This is a genomic window from Stutzerimonas decontaminans, from assembly GCF_000661915.1.
GTDB classification, from domain to species: domain Bacteria; phylum Pseudomonadota; class Gammaproteobacteria; order Pseudomonadales; family Pseudomonadaceae; genus Stutzerimonas; species Stutzerimonas decontaminans.
The window spans coordinates 1,558,303-1,575,866 of sequence record NZ_CP007509.1; the positions used below are offsets into that span (position 1 = coordinate 1,558,303).

Annotated in this window: 18 protein-coding genes; 9 read left to right on the forward strand and 9 right to left on the reverse strand. The window is 65.3% G+C overall.

Going from position 1 to position 17,564, the window contains the following annotated elements; translation table 11 throughout:
- Positions 1–13: 13 nt before the first annotated feature.
- On the forward strand, positions 14–2,572 hold the full coding sequence (gene mdoH / locus UIB01_RS07295) for a glucans biosynthesis glucosyltransferase MdoH (RefSeq protein ID WP_038658270.1): 2,559 nt from the start codon (positions 14–16) through the stop codon (positions 2,570–2,572).
- Positions 2,573–2,618: 46 nt separating this feature from the next.
- Here mdoH and UIB01_RS07300 read toward each other — a convergent pair whose 3' ends face one another.
- Positions 2,619–2,960 (reverse strand): FKBP-type peptidyl-prolyl cis-trans isomerase, encoded by a 342-nt coding sequence (locus UIB01_RS07300; RefSeq protein WP_038658274.1) that lies wholly within the window; start codon positions 2,958–2,960, stop codon positions 2,619–2,621.
- 227 nt (positions 2,961–3,187) lie between these two features.
- Between UIB01_RS07300 and UIB01_RS07305 the strand changes: the two genes are divergently transcribed.
- On the forward strand, positions 3,188–3,886 hold the full coding sequence (locus UIB01_RS07305; protein ID WP_038658277.1) for a pirin family protein: 699 nt from the start codon (positions 3,188–3,190) through the stop codon (positions 3,884–3,886).
- Positions 3,887–3,969: 83 nt separating this feature from the next.
- Positions 3,970–4,569, forward strand: coding sequence for an NAD(P)H:quinone oxidoreductase (gene wrbA, locus UIB01_RS07310; protein ID WP_038658280.1), 600 nt, complete (start codon positions 3,970–3,972; stop codon positions 4,567–4,569).
- Between the two features lie 15 nt (positions 4,570–4,584).
- Here the strand turns inward: wrbA and UIB01_RS07315 are convergent, their stop codons facing one another.
- A complete protein-coding gene (locus UIB01_RS07315; protein WP_038658283.1) occupies positions 4,585–5,085 on the reverse strand; it encodes a GNAT family N-acetyltransferase in 501 nt (166 codons plus the stop codon).
- A 132-nt stretch (positions 5,086–5,217) separates the two neighbouring features.
- Here UIB01_RS07315 and UIB01_RS07320 point away from each other — a divergent pair, with 132 nt between their 5' ends.
- Positions 5,218–5,757, forward strand: a complete 540-nt coding sequence (locus tag UIB01_RS07320; protein ID WP_038658286.1) for a DUF3087 domain-containing protein — start codon at positions 5,218–5,220, stop codon at positions 5,755–5,757.
- An 18-nt stretch (positions 5,758–5,775) separates the two neighbouring features.
- Here the strand turns inward: UIB01_RS07320 and UIB01_RS07325 are convergent, their stop codons facing one another.
- From UIB01_RS07325 to UIB01_RS07345, 5 genes are all read right to left on the reverse strand, one after another.
- Positions 5,776–6,750 carry a copper resistance protein B gene (locus UIB01_RS07325; RefSeq protein WP_038658289.1) on the reverse strand — a complete coding sequence of 325 codons (975 nt, stop codon included), beginning with the start codon at positions 6,748–6,750 and terminating at the stop codon, positions 5,776–5,778.
- Positions 6,740–7,060: a hypothetical protein gene (locus UIB01_RS07330; protein ID WP_038658292.1), complete on the reverse strand. Its 321-nt coding sequence runs from the start codon at positions 7,058–7,060 to the stop codon at positions 6,740–6,742. Before UIB01_RS07330 ends, UIB01_RS07325 begins: the two co-directional genes overlap by 11 nt.
- An 11-nt stretch (positions 7,061–7,071) precedes the next feature.
- The gene (locus UIB01_RS07335; RefSeq protein WP_038658295.1) at positions 7,072–8,871 is read right to left on the reverse strand and encodes a copper resistance system multicopper oxidase; all 1,800 of its coding nucleotides are present in this window, start codon (positions 8,869–8,871) and stop codon (positions 7,072–7,074) included.
- 209 nt (positions 8,872–9,080) lie between these two features.
- Positions 9,081–9,527 carry a DUF411 domain-containing protein gene (locus UIB01_RS07340; RefSeq protein WP_038665496.1) on the reverse strand — a complete coding sequence of 149 codons (447 nt, stop codon included), beginning with the start codon at positions 9,525–9,527 and terminating at the stop codon, positions 9,081–9,083.
- Positions 9,528–9,547: 20 nt separating this feature from the next.
- Positions 9,548–9,805 carry a heavy-metal-associated domain-containing protein gene (locus UIB01_RS07345; protein WP_038658298.1) on the reverse strand — a complete coding sequence of 86 codons (258 nt, stop codon included), beginning with the start codon at positions 9,803–9,805 and terminating at the stop codon, positions 9,548–9,550.
- A gap of 213 nt (positions 9,806–10,018) precedes the next feature.
- Here UIB01_RS07345 and UIB01_RS07350 point away from each other — a divergent pair, with 213 nt between their 5' ends.
- Both UIB01_RS07350 and UIB01_RS07355 read left to right on the forward strand, forming a co-directional pair.
- Complete coding sequence (locus UIB01_RS07350; RefSeq protein ID WP_038658303.1) at positions 10,019–10,702, forward strand: heavy metal response regulator transcription factor; 684 nt, start codon at positions 10,019–10,021, stop codon at positions 10,700–10,702.
- Complete coding sequence (locus UIB01_RS07355) at positions 10,699–12,063, forward strand: heavy metal sensor histidine kinase (protein ID WP_038658305.1); 1,365 nt, start codon at positions 10,699–10,701, stop codon at positions 12,061–12,063. The genes UIB01_RS07350 and UIB01_RS07355 overlap by 4 nt, the downstream gene beginning before the upstream one ends.
- Before the next feature lie 8 nt (positions 12,064–12,071).
- On the opposite strand, the gene UIB01_RS07360 is transcribed toward UIB01_RS07355, so the two are convergent.
- Positions 12,072–13,394, reverse strand: coding sequence for a sensor histidine kinase (locus tag UIB01_RS07360; protein ID WP_038658307.1), 1,323 nt, complete (start codon positions 13,392–13,394; stop codon positions 12,072–12,074).
- Entirely contained in the window at positions 13,391–14,068 is a 678-nt protein-coding gene (locus UIB01_RS07365) for a response regulator (protein WP_038658309.1), read from the reverse strand. Before UIB01_RS07365 ends, UIB01_RS07360 begins: the two co-directional genes overlap by 4 nt.
- 138 nt (positions 14,069–14,206) lie before the next feature.
- On the opposite strand from UIB01_RS07365, the gene dsbD reads away from it, so the two are divergent.
- Genes dsbD through dsbG form a run of 3 tightly spaced genes read left to right on the forward strand, consistent with a single transcriptional unit; the run spans position 14,207 to position 17,528 of the window.
- Complete coding sequence (gene dsbD, locus UIB01_RS07370; RefSeq protein WP_038658311.1) at positions 14,207–15,949, forward strand: protein-disulfide reductase DsbD; 1,743 nt, start codon at positions 14,207–14,209, stop codon at positions 15,947–15,949.
- The gene (locus UIB01_RS07375) at positions 15,949–16,764 is read left to right on the forward strand and encodes a TlpA family protein disulfide reductase (protein ID WP_038658314.1); all 816 of its coding nucleotides are present in this window, start codon (positions 15,949–15,951) and stop codon (positions 16,762–16,764) included. The genes dsbD and UIB01_RS07375 overlap by 1 nt, the downstream gene beginning before the upstream one ends.
- A complete protein-coding gene (dsbG, locus tag UIB01_RS07380) occupies positions 16,761–17,528 on the forward strand; it encodes a thiol:disulfide interchange protein DsbG (protein WP_038658317.1) in 768 nt (255 codons plus the stop codon). Before UIB01_RS07375 ends, dsbG begins: the two co-directional genes overlap by 4 nt.
- Positions 17,529–17,564: the final 36 nt, after the last annotated feature.

Genomic DNA, 17,564 nt, shown 5'->3' on the forward strand with positions numbered 1-17,564 from the left:
ACAGCAGGATGCAATGAACGGCGTTGCCGATGGCTATTGCGATGGCCTGGCGCTGAATGACGCCGAGGAGCCGGCCAGATACCGGCAGGTGGCGGAGCAGGGTGGCCTGCTCGCGCTGCATGACCAGTTGTCTGGCGAGACCGCCGCGCAGCGCAGCGTGTCGCGCCGTCTGCTGGATTCGGTGGTGGCCCGACTGCGCCTGGGTTGGGGCGATCTGTTCGACCGCGCTGGGGTGATCGCCGAGGATCACCAGGGGCGCGCCTATGTGCAGTCGACTCCGCCGATCGTGCGCACGCGCATGGTGCCGGAGCCCTGGCACACCAATATCCTGCGCCGCGGCTGGCGACGGATGCTGGGTCGCACGCCCCCGCGGCGGCACTTCGAGCCCAGCCCGCAGCCGCTCGATGAGGCACGCTGGCGTCGGGTCGCGGCCCTGCGCCGTGCGGCCCTGCTGTTGCTGATGCTCGGGCAGACGGCATTCGCCACCTGGCAGATGAAGGCGGTGCTGCCGTATCAGGGCTGGTTTCTGGTGGACATGCAGGAAGTCTTCGTCCAGCCGCTGTCCGAGTCGGCCCGGCAGATCCTTCCCTATGTAGTGCAGACGAGCATCCTGCTGCTCTTCGCATTGCTGTTCTGCTGGGTCTCGGTGGGTTTCTGGACCGCGCTGATGGGCTTCTTCCAGCTGCTGCGCGGCAAGGACCGCTACAGCATCTCGGCCAGCAGTCCGGGCAACGAACCGATCCCCGCCGAGGCGCGTACGGCGCTGGTGATGCCAATCGCCAACGAGGACGTGCCGCGGGTGTTCGCCGGCCTGCGCGCGACTTACGAGTCGCTCAAGGCGACCGGTGACCTCGAGCACTTCGACATCTTCGTGCTCAGCGACAGTAACGACCCGGATACCTGCGTTGCCGAGCAGAAGGCCTGGGTCGAGCTGTGCCGCGCGGTGGATGGCTTCGGCCATATCTTCTACCGGCGCCGGCGGCGGCGGGTGAAGCGCAAGAGCGGCAACATCGATGATTTCTGCCGCCGCTGGGGCAGCAGCTACCGCTACATGGTGGTGCTGGATGCCGACAGCGTGATGAGCGGCGAATGCCTGACCAGCCTGGTCCGACTGATGGAGGCCAACCCCAATGCCGGCATCATCCAGACCGCGCCCAAGGCCTCGGGCATGGATACGCTCTATGCGCGGTTGCAGCAGTTCGCCACGCGTGTCTACGGCCCGCTGTTCACTGCCGGGCTCAACTTCTGGCAGCTCGGCGAATCGCATTACTGGGGTCACAACGCGATCATTCGCGTTAAGCCGTTCATCGAGCACTGCGCATTGGCGCCGTTGCCCGGCACCGGTTCGTTCGCCGGGGCGATCCTCTCCCACGACTTCGTCGAAGCGGCGCTGATGCGCCGTGCCGGCTGGGGCGTGTGGATCGCCTATGACCTGCCGGGCAGTTACGAGGAGCTGCCGCCCAACCTGCTCGACGAGCTCAAACGCGATCGTCGCTGGTGCCACGGCAACCTGATGAACTTCCGCCTGTTCATGGTGCGCGGTGTGCACACGGTGCATCGCCTGGTGTTCCTCACCGGGGTGATGTCCTACCTGTCGGCGCCGCTGTGGTTCCTCTTCCTGCTGCTGTCCACCGGCCTGCTGGCGATTCATACGCTGATGGAGCCGGAGTACTTCCTGCAGCCCAACCAGCTCTACCCGTTGTGGCCGCGCTGGCATCCGCAAGAGGCCATCGCGCTGTTCTCGGCGACCATGACGCTGCTGTTCCTGCCCAAGCTGCTCAGTGTGCTGCTGGTCTGCATCCAGGGCGCCCAGGCCTATGGCGGGCGGCTGCGGTTGGTGCTGTCGATGCTGATCGAAACGCTGTTCTCGGTGCTGCTGGCGCCGGTGCGCATGCTCTTCCATAGCGTGTTCGTCACTGCGGCCTTCCTCGGCTGGTCGGTGCAGTGGAACTCGCCGCAGCGCGGCGATAACGCAACCCCTTGGGGGGAAGCCCTGCGCCGGCATGGCTCGCAGATCGTCATCGGTGTGCTGTGGACGGCCCTGGTCGCCTGGCTGGATGCGGCCTTTCTCTGGTGGCTGGCGCCGATCGTGGTGTCGCTGATCCTGTCAGCGCCGGTGTCGGTGATCACCAGCCGTACCGGCCTCGGTCTGGCCGCACGGCGCAGCAAGCTGTTCCTGATCCCTGAGGAATACGCACCGCCCACCGAGCTGGCCAATACCGATCTGTACCAGCAGCAGAACCAGGCGGTTGCCTTGCGCCAAGGCTTTCTCGTAGCGGTGGTCGATCCGCTGTACAACGCGTTGGTCTGTGCCATGGCGCGTGCGCGGCATGCCAAGGTGGTCAGCGGCGCCGAACACTTGCGCGAGCAGCGTCTCGGTCAGGTGTTGGCAGCCGGCCCGGACGGCGCGGATGCCGAGGCGGCGCGCTGGCGGCTGCTGAACGATCCGGATGGCATGGCGCTGTTGCATCGTCATGCCTGGGAAGATCCAGCCGGTGCCGACTGGCTGGCTCGCTATCGGGAACAGTATCCCCACGGTGTGGCCCGCCCGAACCTCGCCGGCGAGGCCTGATACGCGCGACTTTCTGGCGGCCCGCAGGGGTCGCCAGAAAGGCTGATCAGTCGTCTCGCGTTAGCACTTCCAGCAGCTCGATCTCGAAGTGCAGATCCGAATTGGGTGGGATATGCGCGCCAACCTGGCGCTCGCCGTAGCCCAAATGAGCCGGGACGAAAAGCTTGCGCTTGCCGCCGACCTTCATTCCCATCAATCCGATGTCCCAGCCCTTGATAACTCGGCCGGTGCCGATCACGCACTGGAATGGCTTGCCGCGCTCATAGGAACTGTCGAACAGCGTGCCATCGCTCAGCGTGCCGCGGTACTGGGTGGTGATCAGCGCGCCCTTGACCACCGCTTTGCCGTCGCCGGGCTGGATGTCTTCGACCAGCAATTCATCGTTCATTCATGCGCTTCCTGAAAGCTGAGAGAGGGGAGCGTTTTGTGGCAGGTAAAAGCGCTACGGGCAAGAGATTAGCCGTAACGTCACTTCGCTGAAGCCAGTTCATTTATGTAGATATCGATCTAATCGATAGTTATTGGCTGAAAATTGCAAACATTCTAGATCTGATTGAATGGATCATTTCGCTCGTTGACCGGGAGCGCCCCGGTGACCCGAATGCGGAGAGCGAGATGATCGAACTACGACCCTACGCCCAGCTTGGCCATGCGCAGCACGGCTGGCTGAACGCGCGCCACCACTTTTCCTTCGCCGAATATCACGACGTAGAGCGCATGCGCTGGGGTCGTCTGCGCGTATGGAACGATGACAGCATCGCGCCGCAGTCGGGCTTCGAGCCGCACTCGCACCGGGACATGGAAATCATCACCTATGTCCGCCAAGGCGCCATCACCCACGAAGACAGCCTCGGCAACCGCGGCCGTACCGTCGCCGGCGATGTGCAGGTAATGAGCGCCGGCACCGGCATCGTGCACAGCGAGTACAACTTGGAGGATGTGGAAACGCGCATTTTCCAGATATGGATTCACCCGCAGCAGACCGGCCTGCCGCCGGCCTGGGGTACTCGCCAGTTCCCCACTGGCGAGCGCGCCGGTGCCTTCGTCACGCTCGCCAGTGGCATGCCTGGCGATGACGAAGCGCTGCCGATTCGTGCTGAAGCCAGGCTGGCGGCGGCTACGCTTGCAGCAGGGCAGAGCGCCGATTACGAAATTGCCGCGGGGCACCGGGTGTACCTGGTGCCGGCCAGCGGCCAGATCGAGGTTAACGGACTCGCGGTCGCTGCCGGCGATGGCGTGGCCGTGCGTGATGAGACACGGCTGAGCATCAGGGCCGTGGCAGACAGCGAAGTTGTCCTGGTCGAGTCGCTCTGACGCCTGCTGTCGGAACGACCCGTCTGGCGCGTTATCCCATCCAAAACTTTATTCAAACTCACCCACCGAAAGAGGAAAGCAAGATGGCGAAGATTCTCGTGCTCTATCACTCCATGTACGGCCACATCGAAACGATGGCCAATGCCGTGGCTGAAGGTGTGCGTCGCGTGCCAGGCGTCGAGGTGACCATCAAGCGTGTGCCGGAAACAATGCCCGAAGACGCCTTCCGCAATGCCGGCGGCAAGGTCGATCAGCCGGCCGACATCGCTGATCCGAACGAGCTGCCGGACTACGACGGAATCATCTTTGGCACGCCCACCCGCTTCGGCAACATGTCCGGGCAGATGCGCAATTTTCTCGACCGCACCGGCGGCCTGTGGGCCAAGGGCGCGCTGCATGGCAAGGTCGCCAGCGTGTTCGCCTCGACAGGCACCGGCGGCGGCCAGGAGATGACCATCACCTCGACCTGGACCACCCTGGCACACCACGGCATGGTTATCGTGCCGACCGGTTATGGCATCAGCGAGTTCTTCGACATTTCCGAAACCAACGGCGGCACGCCCTACGGCGCCACGACCATCGCCGGCGGCGACGGCTCGCGTCAGCCTTCGGAAAAGGAACTGGCCATCGCGCGCTACCAGGGCGAGCACGTGGCGAAGATCACCAGCAAGCTCAAGGGCTGACGAACGACGCAATACCTACGCTGGGGCCCGCTCGGGTCCCAGCAGCAGGGCATACATCAGTTCGTCGACGAAGCCTTCGTCACTGCTGCGCTTGTAGGCGGCGCGCTGCGTGCCTTCGTAGACGAAACCGAAGCACTCGTAAAAGGCGATTGCCCGCGGGTTGTCCGCTTCCACAGTCAACTCCACACGCCGAATGCCGCTGGCCGCCAGCTTGTCGATGGCTTCCTGCATCATCCGCCGTGCCAGGCCGCTGCCCTTGACCTCGGGCGCGACGGCAAGGGTGCCGAGGTAGGCCACATGGGCAGCGCGGCCCAGATGGCGCTGCACCTTGTAGAAGCCCTGGACCACGCCGTGCTCTTCAAAGACATAGAAGCTGGCGCTTTCGAACAGCGGCTCGAATACCTTGCCGAAAGCCTCGCGCGGCATGGGGTCGAAGCCCAGATAGGGCACCACGTCCGGGTGCATGTAGATGTCGTAGACCCGCTGCTGATCGGCGGGCCTGGCTAGGCGGCGCATGGGATTCTCCGGTTTGGGGCGGGCCCAGCATAGCCGGGTTGCGGAAGAAACTGCCCTGCATCAGTCACCGCGCGGCGATTGAGGTGATAATGGCCGCCGCTCATCTTTTGCCTCAGCCAAGGACATCGCCCCGTGGTGCTATTCGAGATCGTTCCGCTCAGCCCCGAAACCTATCGCCAGCAGACCCGGCGCAGCACGCTGATCGTCGCCGTGACCTTCGCCGCTCTTGCCATGGGCCTGGCTACCCTGGCCGTGGCGCTGTTCGGTGAGCCCGGTGGCGACAACCTGCGGCTGAACATCATTGGCGTCGTGGCCGGACTGGTGCTGACGATCGGAGTCGTCCGGTGGCTGTACTGGCAGCAGCCGTGGATGGCGGCGGCGGTGTACGGCTGGCAGCTCAAGCGCAGCCTGATGCGTGTGACCAACATGATGCACCAGGTCAAGGCAGGCGTAAGTGCGGGCGATCCAGAGGCGATGAAGCTGCTGCGCTTCTACCACGTGGGGCTGACGCAGATGCATCGGCTCGACGGTAATTCCAGCGGCCTCAGCGATTCGGTTGCCGAAATTGATCGTCACCGCGAGGCGATGGAGGCGCGGAACATGGATACCGACCAGCCCCGCCTGGAATCTGACTGGCTAGAGCGGGTCGCTCGTATCGAGGCGAAGCGCTGACGTGTCTGGAGTGGCCGCTCAGAACCAGAATCGAATACCGGCCACCAACTTCGCCTCGCTGACGTCTTCGCCATCGGCACGCAGCAGGTCAGCGGTATTGCCGTAGGCACGGCCCCAGCTGACGCCGACATAAGGCGCGAACTGACGACTTATCTCGTAACGCAGGCGCAGACCGACACTGGCGTCGCTGAGGCCGGAACCGACGCCGCGCGCTTCGTCGTTGCGCCCGTGCAGGTTCAGCTCCGCGGTCGGCTGCAGTACCCAGCGCTGGGTCAGCAGGATGTCGTATTCAGCCTCCAGGCGCAGCGCCGTCTGGCCGCCCTCGCCAAGGAAAGCTGTGGCTTCGGTTTCCAGACCGAACAGCGGCATGCCCTGCACGCCGAAGGCGGCCCATGTCTGTGGCGAACTAGGCTTGAAGTCCTGGCGAACGCCGGCGACGGTTTCCCACCAGGGGCCGATGGCGTGGCTCCAGAGCAGCTGCAGTTCGGCCTCCTCGGTGTGGCCTTTGGTGCGCTCACCCTCGGAGCGGAAGACGAGGCGGTCGATATCGCCGCCATACCAGCCGGAAATGTCCCAGGCCAGCGTGCTGCCTTCATCGGCGTCCTGCCATTCCAGCTGGTTGGCGAGGAACAGAAAATTGCTGCCGCCCTGGTGCATAGAATGAGGCGGCAGGTCGGGAAATGCCGCGGCGCGGTCAGCATCGCTGATCGTAGGGATTGGCGTGCGCGGCTCCTGTCCGGTCCCAACGCCGGTGACCGGTGGGTGAGCCATTGAACTGTGATCCATGCTGCTGTGATCGCGATGATCCATGCCGCCTTGGTTCACGGGCTCATGGTTCATCTGGCTGTGATCCATCTGCCCATGATCCATCTGGCTGTGGTCCGCTGGCGCTGCGTGCCCGGCGTGCCCGGAATGATCCATGGCCTGCTGCGCCTGGCTCGCCGTCGCAGCCAGGGCGAGGGCGATGGCGACGGGCAGTGTCTTATTGATCATTCGGCTTGCCCTGTTCGGGACCTTTTGGCATGTCCTTTTGCATCTTTCCGTTGCCCATGCTGCCGTGATCCATATGGCCGGAACCCATGTGCTGGTCGTGCATGTCCTGCATCTTGTCGTGGTCCATGCCCTGCATCATGTCGCCCTGCTTTTGCCCGGGCTTGGGCTGGTTGGCCTGCGGCGCGGCCTGTTCGGCTGGCGCGTTGGCGGGATGATGACCATCGTGCTCACTCTGCGCGTAGGCAGTGTTGAGGCCGAACGTTGCGGCCAGGCAGAAGGCGAGCAGGGCGGTGCGCTTGATTGTTTTCATGGTTTTCTCCGTCATTCCTCTACGCGGACTTCGCGGAACATCCCGAGGTCCATGTGCATCAGCATGTGGCAGTGATAGGCCCAGCGCCCGAGGGCGTCGGCGGTGACGCGATAGCTGCGTTTCGAGCCCGGAGGCATGTCGATGGTGTGCTTGCGCACCTGGAAATTGCCGTGTTCGTCTTCCAGGTCGCTCCACAGCCCGTGCAGGTGGATGGGGTGGTGCATCATGGTGTCGTTGACCAGGACGAAGCGCACCCGCTCGCCATATTTCAGGCGGATTGGCTCGGCGTCGGCGAAGGGGATGCCGTCGAACGACCAGGCGAAACGCTCCATATGGCCGGTCAGGTGCAGTTCGATGGTGCGCGAAGGTTCGCGGCCGTCCGGATCGGTGAAGGTGCTGTGCAGGTCGGCATAGGTCAGCACGCGCCGGCCGTTGTCGCGCAGGCCGATGCCGGGGTCGCCCAGCTTGGGCACCGGCATCATGGTCTGCATGTCCACCAGCGGATTGTCGGTTTCGCTGGCCGGATGCGCCTGCATGCCGCCGCCGGACGAGCCGTGGCCCATGGTGGCGTGGTCCATCTGGCCATTCATCTCATTCTGATTCATCGCGCCGTGATTCATGTCGCCATGCCCGGCTTGAGGATCGTCGCTCGGCGCGGGCGCAGCAGCCTGGCCGTGGGCGGCATGATCACCGTGGCCCATGTCCTCCATGCTCAGTTCTGGGCGCGGGTCCGGCTTGGGCACCGGCGCCTGCAGGCCATCGCGCACGGCCAGGGTGCCGCGTGCGTAGCCGCTGCGGTCCATGGCTTGGGCGAACAGGGTGTAGGCATCCTGGCTGCCGTCCGGCTCGACGATCACATCGAGGGTTTCCGCCACGGCCAGGCGCACTTCGTCCACCTGCACCGGTTCGACGTTCTGCCCATCTGCGGCGACCACGGTGAGCTTGAGACCAGGGATGCGGAAGTCGAAGTAGCTCATCGCCGAGCCGTTGATCAGGCGCAGGCGGATACGCTCGCCTGGCTGGAACAGCCCGGTCCAGTTGCCGTCTGGTGCCTGACCGTTGAGCAGAAAGGTGTAGGTGGCGCCGCTGATGTCGGCCAGATCGGTCGGAGACATATTCATCTTCGCCCAGGCCCAGCGCTCGCTGACGGTGTCACGCCAGCCGTTGTCGGCGACATCATTGATGAAATCGCCAAGCGTGCGCCGGCCCTGGTTGTAGTAGTCCGAGCGCTTCTTCAGCTTGGCCAGCACCCGTGCCGGGCTTTCGTCGGTCCAGTCGGAGAGGAACACGACGTAGTCGCGCTCGTAGCTGAAAGGCTCCGGCTCCCGGGGATCGATGATCAGCGGGCCATAGACGCCCAGCTGTTCCTGGAAACCGGAATGGCTGTGATACCAGTAGGTGCCGCTCTGTTTGACCTTGAAGCGGTACTGGTACATGCCGTCCGGGGCGATGCCGGCGAAGCTGAAGCCGGGCACGCCGTCCATGTTGGCCGGCAGCAGGATGCCGTGCCAGTGGATCGAGGTGTCCTGCGGCAGCCGGTTGCGCACGCGCAGGGTCACGGTGTCGCCCTCGCGCCAGCGCAGCAGCGGGCCGGGGATGCTGCCGTTGATGGCCATGGCGGTGCGGCGCTTGCCGGTGAAGTCCACGCTCATGGAATCAATGGTGAGGTCGAACTCGCTGCCGCTGAGCACCGTCGGCTGACCTGGGCTGGTCAGCGCCCAGACGGGCTCGCGCCACAGCCCGAGGCCAGCGAAGGCGCCGCCGGCAGCCAGGCTTTTGACGAAGGTGCGCCGAGAACTGGTCAATTGCATGCGGGTCCTGTTCGGTCGATCGAATTGTTGGTTTGCCGCCGCGCAGGCGCGACGTTGCAACGCTTATGACAAGCACCATAGCGCGGTGCATCTGTCAGCGACCTGAAGCGAAAATTACGATTTTGTCAGCTGGCAGCGTGGCCAGCCCCAATCGGGCTGGCCCTGCCGGAGATGCCGAACGGCATCGTGTTTTCTGATGGCAGCGCGGCTTAGCGCACCGGCTGCGCGCCGAGGTAGTCGCCCAGCACCAGATCGCGGCCCCTGGTGGTCAGGCCGATCACCTGGTACTGCTGGTGCGGCTGGCCGTAATCCATGCCTGGGGAGCCCGCAGGCATACCCGGTACGGCAACACCGGCCAGATCGTCGCGCTTCTGCAGTTCATGAATTGCCGCAACCGGCACGTGGCCTTCGACGAACTTGCCGTCGATCACACCGGTGTGGCACGAGCCCAGGCGCGGCGCGACCCCCAGCTTCTGCTTGACCGCCGACATGTTGCTCTCAACGTGATCACGTACTTCGAAACCATTGGCCTCCAGGTACTTGATCCAGTCCTTGCAGCAGCCGCAGTTGGCATCGCGGTGCACATCGATGACATCCGCGGCGTGGGCCATGCTGGACATCAGCAGAGCGGCGAGGGCGGTGAGGTAGAGTTTCATGGGCTTCTCCAGAGCGATGTTCAGTTGCAGCCGCGACCGCATCCGGTTTTGCGGGGCGTCGGGGCAGGCGAGTCGGTGGTGACCTCGGCAGGGTAACCGGCTTCGTCGAGTGCGGCGATCAGCTCCGCGCTATCGGCCGTGCCGTCTATCCGGGCGAGCCCGGCGGCCAGATCGACCTCGACGCGCTCGACACCCGCCAAGGGCTGTAGTGCCGCGGTTACATGCCGGACGCACGCGCCGCAGGTCATGCCGGATACCTTGAGTTGAATGCCGGTCATGGGATGGTCCTCGGTTAGCCAGTTTTGGTAGCACTGGCTTGATGCTCAACCTTGACGCGATGGCAAGGTCAAGCCTCATTTTTCTGGGTACCACGCTAACCCCGGCGGCCTGACAAGAGGCTGATCGTAAGATTACTTTTTTGTCAGCTTCGTGGCGTCCCAGCTGCGGGCACTGCCACACTTGCGGCGTCGCCACCGAAGGAACTCGCCGCCATGAAATTGCTGGTCGCCGAAGACGAACCGAAAACCGGCATGTACCTGCAGCAGGGCCTGAGCGAGGCCGGCTTCACCGTCGACCGCGTCACCAGCGGCACCGATGCGCTGCAGCATGTACTGAGTATGCCTTATGACCTACTGATTCTCGACGTGATGATGCCCGGCCTGGATGGCTGGGAAGTGCTGCGGCTGGTGCGGGCGTCCGGCAACGAGGTGCCGGTGCTGTTTCTCACCGCGCGCGACCGCGTCGAGGATCGCGTGAAGGGGCTGGAGCTTGGCGCCGACGACTATCTGGTCAAGCCGTTCGCCTTTTCCGAGCTGCTGGCGCGTGTGCGCACCTTGCTCCGGCGTGGCAACGCAGCAGCATTGCAGACTCAGTTGAAGATCGCCGATCTGGAGGTCGATCTGCTCAAGCGCCGCGCGATGCGGGCTGGTCAGCGTATCGACCTGACTGCCAAGGAATTCGCCCTGCTGGAGTTGCTCCTGCGCCGGCGCGGCGAGGTGCTGCCCAAGTCGCTGATCGCTTCCCAGGTGTGGGACATGAATTTCGACAGCGACACCAACGTCATCGAGGTGGCGATCCGTCGCTTGCGGGTGAAGATCGACGATGGCTTCGAGCCCAAGCTGATCCACACCGCACGAGGCATGGGTTACATGCTCGACGAGCCGGACGCGCCATGAAGCGGCTGTCGCTGACCGCGCGGCTGAGCCTGATGTTCATGCTCGCGGTGACCGGCGTGCTGGCGGCGGCCGGTTATTTCTTCAGCCAGCTCAGCGAACATCACTTCGAAGAACTGGACCGCCACACGCTGCACGAAAAGCTCGAGGCAAGCCGGCACCTGCTGGGGGAGCTGGATGATCTGCAGGGCTTCGAGCGCGTCCGCCCACAGCTGCAGGCGTTGCTCGGCGGCCACAGTGAGATGCGCGGCTTCATTTTCGATGGGCGCGGTGCCCAGCTGTTTCCTCAACCGGGCGTTGATGAGGCGGAACCGGTGTTGCTCGAGCTGATCGGCCGGGAGGCGGGGGAGCTGACACTGGACGGGCGCGTCTGGCGCGGAGAGGCCGGGCACGTCGTGATCGGCGCGCAGCGGCTGACCCTGCTGATTCTGCTCGACGTCACTGTGCACAAGGCCTTCTTCCACACCTTCAGTGGCTGGCTATGGGGCGCGCTGGTGCTCTGCGCCTTGCTCAGCGGGTTGCTCGGCTGGCTGTTGGTACGCAGCGGCTTGCGCCCGTTGCGCGAGGTTACCCAAGTGGCCGCTTCGGTCTCGGCCAAGTCGCTACGCGAGCGCATCCCCGACGAGTCGACACCGGCAGAACTGCAGCAGCTGGTGCAGGCGTTCAACGCCATGCTGGCGCGGCTGGAGGACGCCTTTGTGCGGTTGTCGAACTTCTCCGCCGACATCGCCCACGAGCTGCGCACGCCGCTGAGCAACCTGATGACCCACACCGAGGTGGCGCTGACCCGCGCGCGTACGCTGGACCAGTATCAGGACAACCTGCATTCCAACCTGGAGGAACTGCAGCGCATGTCGCGGATGATCGACGACATGCTGTTCCTGGCCAAGGCGGATAACGGGTTGATCGTGCCGGACGCCAAGCCCGTCGCGCTGGAGGCGTTGTGCGCGCAGTTGCTGGACTATTACCAGCTCTCCGCCGATGAGCGCGGGGTGCGCTTCGAGCTGTCCGGTGCTGGCACCATTCAGGGCGATTTGTTGATGCTGCGCCGGGCGCTGTCGAACCTGCTGTCCAATGCGCTGCGCTACACGCCCGACGGCGAGCTGATCCGAGTGGCCATCGTGCGCGGCGCTGGCCAGGTGACGCTTGAGGTGAGCAATCCCGGCGCGACCATCGCGCCCGAGCATCTGGAGCGACTGTTCGACCGCTTCTACCGGGTCGACCCCGCGCGCCGCGAAGGCAGCCCGAGCAATGCCGGTTTGGGGCTGGCGATCACCCGTTCGATCGTTCAGGCCCATCAGGGCCGTATCCAGTGCAGTTCCGAGCAGGGCTGGACGACCTTCCGCCTGGAATTCCCTGGCTAAACGCCTGCTCAGCGCTGCAACGGCACCGTCAGCGATACGCGCAGACCGTCGGCTTGGCTGTCGAAGGCGAGGGTGCAATCGCTGCGTTGGGCGATCGCCTGGACGATGGCCAGGCCCAGGCCGCTGCCACTGCTGGCGGCGTGTCGCCAGAAGCGCCGAGTCAGGTGCTCGACGTGCTCGGCGGCGATGCCCGGGCCCTGGTCGCGTACTTCGAAGCGCACGCGCTCGGCTTCACCGTGCAGGGTCAGGGTGACGGCGCTGCCCGGCGCGGTGTGGCGCTGGGCATTCTCCAGCAGGTTGCGCAGCGCGGCGATGGCCAGCACCGGCGGCATCGCCAGTGGCGCATCGGGCAGCTCTGCCGGGACCTGCAACAGGATTTGCGCGCCGTCACCGCCACTGGCGTCCTGTATCGCCAGCCGTGCGACCTCGGCGGCCGAGCACTGCAGGCCATCGTCGAAATCCAGACTGCCTTCCACTCGCGCCAGCAACAGCAGCTGCTCAAGCGTGCGTTGCAGCCGATCGGCACCGGCCTCGGCGTTGGCCAGTGCCTGCTCGGCGGCGGCGCCTTCGGTCATGCGCGCCACCTGCAGGTGAGTCTTGATCGCCGTCAGCGGGCTGCGCAATTCGTGGGCGGCATCGCCGGTCAGCCGGCGTTCGCGTTCGATGGCCTGGGCGATGCGCTGGAACAGTTGGTTCTGCGTCTGCACCAGCGGCAGCAGCTCCGGCGGCAGGCCTTCGACCGGCAAGGGTTCGAGGGAGTCGGCGCTGCGTCGGGTCAGTGCCTCGCGAATCCTGCGCAGGGGCGCCAGCCCACGGCCCAGGCCGAGCCAGAGCAGACCCAGGCTGCCGAGCAGGGCGACCGCCACGGGCAGAGCCGCCGCCAGCAACACCGAGCGTTTCAGCGCGGCGCGCTCATCCAGGCGATCGGCTGTAGTGATGCGCAGCTCGCCTTGCACCAAGGTGAAACTGCGCCAGGGCACGCCGTCGATCAACTGGTCGCGAAAGCCGTTCTGCTCGGCGTCCAGCTGCTGGTCGGGCGCAGTGTGGCTGCGCGCCAGCACCTCGCCACGTAACGAGCTGACCTGGCAGGCCAGCCCGTTGGGGATGCCCAGCTGTTCGGCGCTCAGACGTTGCGGCGGGCCGTCGCGGGGCAGCGGTTGCGGCAACTGCACCAGCAGACCGGCGACCATGCGCGCCGAGGCGGCCAGGCGCTGGTCGAGCGAGAGCATCATCTGGCTACGCAGATCGACCAGCATCCAGGTCGCCGCCAGTGCCCAGAGCAGCACGAAGGCCGAGCCGAGCATCAGGGTCAGGCGCAGGCGCAGGCTCATGGCGCGTCCTCATCGCCTGCCGGGCCGAGACGGTAGCCCAGGCCGCGCACGGTTTCGACGATGCCGTTGCCGAGTTTGCGGCGCAGGTGGTGGATGTGCACGTTGAGCGCATTGCTCTCGACGTCATCGGCGAAACCGTAAACCGCGTCCTTGAGCTGCTCGCCGCTGAGCACCCGGCCCTGATTGTTGAGCAGTGCCTGCAGCAGGGCCTGTTCACGGCGTGACAGGTCGACCGGCTGGCCGTCCAGGCGCGCCTCGCAGCGGCTCGGGTCGTAGCTCAGTCGGCCATGCTCGATGAGGTTGACGCTGCGCCCGGACATGCGCCGCATCAGCGTGTGCAGGCGCGCGGCCAGCTCGCGCAGATCGAAGGGCTTGAGCAGGTAGTCGTCGGCGCCCGCCTGCAGGCCGGTGACCCGGTCGCTGACCGCATCGCGCGCGGTAAGCACTAGCACCGGTAGCTCCAGCCCCTGTTGGCGCAGGCGTCGCAGCAGGGCGATGCCGTCTTCGTCCGGCAGGCCAAGGTCGAGGATCAGCACATCGAAGTGCGCCGCGCGCAGCAACGCTTCGGCATCCGCCGCGGTCGCGGCATGGTCGACGATCAGGCCCTGGGCATTGAGCCCGGCGACGATACCGCTGGCGATCAGCGCGTCGTCTTCGGCAAGCAGCACGTGCATGGGGAGGGTCCGCAGGAAAATCTCAAGGGTGGACCTTAGCGATTAAGGCAGCGTTATGCAGCCCGTACCACTGTGTTAATGGCGCGTTAATCCCGTCGCGGCATGCTGCGTGGCAGTCAATTCTCGGCCAGGACTCTCATGCGTACATTGGTTCTTCTGCTTTTTCTGCTGGCGCCCGGGCTGGCGCTGCCGGCTGGTGGCCTGTTCGGCGGCGGCTCGCAGGGGGATTTCCTGCCGGTGGACAAGGCGTTCGCTCTGACGGTCAGCCCGCAGGAGAACGGCGCGACGCTGCTGCACTGGCGGATCGCGCCGGGTTACTACCTCTATCAGCAGCGCCTGCAGTTCGACGGCCTGCCGCCCGAACGTCAGCCGCAGCTGCCCGAGGGCGAGCCCTACAGCGACGAGTTCTTCGGCGATTCGCAGATCTACCGCGACAGCCTCGAGCTGACCATTCCGCCAGGCTCGGAGGACAACGTGCGCCTCGGCTGGCAGGGCTGCGCCGATGCCGGGCTCTGCTATCCGCCGCAGACCCGTGAGGTGTCGTTGAGCGGCAACGGCAACGGTACCGCGGCGCCGACCGCTGTTCAGGCCGAGGATCAGGCGCTGGTCAGCGGCCTCGAAAATCAGGCACTGGCCTGGAGCCTGCTGGTGTTTTTCGGCCTCGGTCTGCTGTTGGCCTTCACCCCCTGTTCGTTGCCGATGCTGCCGATTCTGGCGGGCATCGTGGTGGGCAGCGGCGCCACTTCACGCCGTGGTTTCGCCCTGGCGGCGACCTATGTGGTCAGCATGGCACTGGTCTATGCCGGACTTGGGGTGCTCGCGGCGTTACTCGGCGCCAACCTGCAGGCGGCTCTGCAGCAGCCGTGGTTGCTGACCAGTTTCGCCGTATTGTTCGTGCTGCTGGCGCTGCCGATGTTCGGTTTGTTCGAGCTGCAGTTGCCAGCGGCGCTACGGGATCGACTGGAGCGTGCCGGGCGCCAGCAACGCGGTGGCAGCCTGGCCGGTGCCGGCGCGCTGGGCGTGCTGTCCGGCCTGCTGGTCGGGCCTTGCATGACCGCACCATTGGCCGCCGCGCTGCTGTTCATTGCACAAAGCGGCAGTGTGCTGCAGGGCGGTCTGGTGCTGTTCGCACTGGGCTTGGGCATTGGCACGCCGCTGCTATTGCTGGTGACGGTTGGCAACCGTTTCCTTCCCAAACCAGGCGCATGGATGGATAGGGTCAAGGTGGTGTTCGGCTTCCTGTTCCTGGCGGCGGCGCTGTTCGTTGCGCGGCCGTTGCTAGCCGACTGGTTGTGGCTGGGCCTGTGGGGCGCGCTGCTGGTGGTGCTTGCCACCGCCCTGCTGCATGCGGCGCACGCACTGCAACAGCAACGGGCGCCGTGTCAGGCCGCCGGTATTCTGCTGGGTCTGTGGGGCATAGCGATGCTGCTGGGCGCCGCGGGTGGTGCGGACGATCCGCGCCGGCCGCTGGCGATCTATGCCGGCGGTGCGGCGAGTACCACGGTTGTGGAGACCCATGCGCTTGGCTTCAGCGATCCGGCAGTGCTCGACCGTGAGCTGGCAGCAGCAAAGGCGCAGGGCCAGTGGGTGCTGATCGATTACTACGCCGACTGGTGTGTCTCCTGTAAGGTCATGGAGAAAGAGGTCTTCGGCAACGCCGAGGTGCAGGCGAGCCTGGACGGCGTGCGGGTGCTGCGCCCCGATGTGACCCGTAGCGACGCCGCCAGCCGCGAGTTGCTGACGCGCTATCAGGTGCTCGGTCCGCCGACATTGGTGTGGATCGGCCCGGATGGCGAGGAGCGCCGCGAACGTCGCATCACCGGTGAAGTCGGTGCCAAGGACTTTCTGCAGAACTGGAACCAGACCCGGGAGCGAGGTTGATGCTGACTGTGAATATCGGGCCGCTTGCCCTGGCGGTGCCCCATGTGATTCTGCTGGGCAGCCTGCTGCTGGCGACCCTGACCGGCTGGTGGGTCGGCCGTCGCAGCGAACGTAACCCCGAGCGGCAGCTGTTTCGCCTGCTACTCGTGGCGCTGCTGATCGCACGTCTGGCCTTTGTCGCAATGTACTGGGCGTACTACCAGGACGACTGGCTGAGCGTCATTGATATCCGCGACGGTGGTTTTATCGCCTGGCCAGGTCTGGTTGCTGCGCTGGCGTTGGGTATCTGGTGGGGCTGGCGTGACCGCGAACTGCGCAAGCCGCTGGGTATCGCGCTGACGGTGGGAATCCTCAGCTGGGGCTTCAGTAACCTGGCCTGGCACTCCTTCGAGCAGGGCACGCGGCTGCCGGAAATGGCCCTGCGTGACAACCAGGGGCGTCCGGTGGCGCTGGAGGATTATTCAGGTCAGCCACTGGTGATCAATCTGTGGGCGACCTGGTGCCCGCCGTGCCGCCGCGAAATGCCGGTGCTGGCCGACGCGCAGGCGAGGGAAAGCGACACCCTGTTTCTCTTCGTCAATCAGGGCGAGGGGGAGGGGGAGATCAACCGTTTCCTGGAAACCGCGGGGCTGAGTCTCGAAAACGTCCTGCTCGACAGCGGCGGGCGCCTCGGCCAGCACGTTGGCTCCACGGCGCTGCCGACCACGCTGTTCTACAACGCCGATGGTCGCCAGGTCAGCAGCCATCTCGGCGAACTCTCGCACGCCAGCCTGGCGCGCGCGTTGAAAAAACTGAAAGAGGAAGCTGCGCAGTGATTCGATTCAAGCCGTTACCCTACCTGCTCGCCGGCGTCAGCCTGCTGGCCCTGCCCATGGTCAAGGCCGAAGAACTGCCAGAGGCGATCAAGGCCGTCGAGGCCCGCGGTGCCGAGGTCGTTGGCCGCTTCGAGGCACCCGGCGGGCTCCAGGGCTATGCCGCGCGCTATAACGGGCAGGGCATGGCGCTGTATCTCACCCCGGACGGCGAACATGTGCTGATCGGTAGCCTGCTCGACGCAAAGGGCGAGGACCTGACTCGCGGGCAGCTGGAAAAGCTGGTCTATGAACCGCTGGGCAAGGAGATGTGGACGCGCATGCAAGACAGCAGCTGGATCGCTGACGGCAAGGCCGACGCACCGCGCATCGTCTACATGTTCAGTGACCCGAACTGCCCGTACTGCAACATGTTCTGGAAGCAGGCGCGGCCCTGGGTCGAGGCCGGCAAGGTGCAGGTTCGGCACATCATGGTGGGCATGCTGCGCGCCGACAGCGCGGGCAAGTCCGCCGCATTGCTCAGCGCCAAGGATCCGCAGGCAGCGCTCAATGAGCACGAAGCGGCCGGCAAGGCGAGCAAGCTCAAGGCGCTGGATAAGATCCCGGCAGAACTGGAAGAACAGCTCACCAACAATCTGATGCTGATGAGCGAACTGGGCGCCCAGGCGACTCCGGCGATCTTCTACCTCGACGACAACGACCGCTTGCAGCAGCACCAGGGCGCACCACGGCCTGAGGCGCTGGCTGAGATCATGGGGCCACGCTGAGCCGCGGTCCGTCAGTAGGGGCCAGCTGGTGCCTCT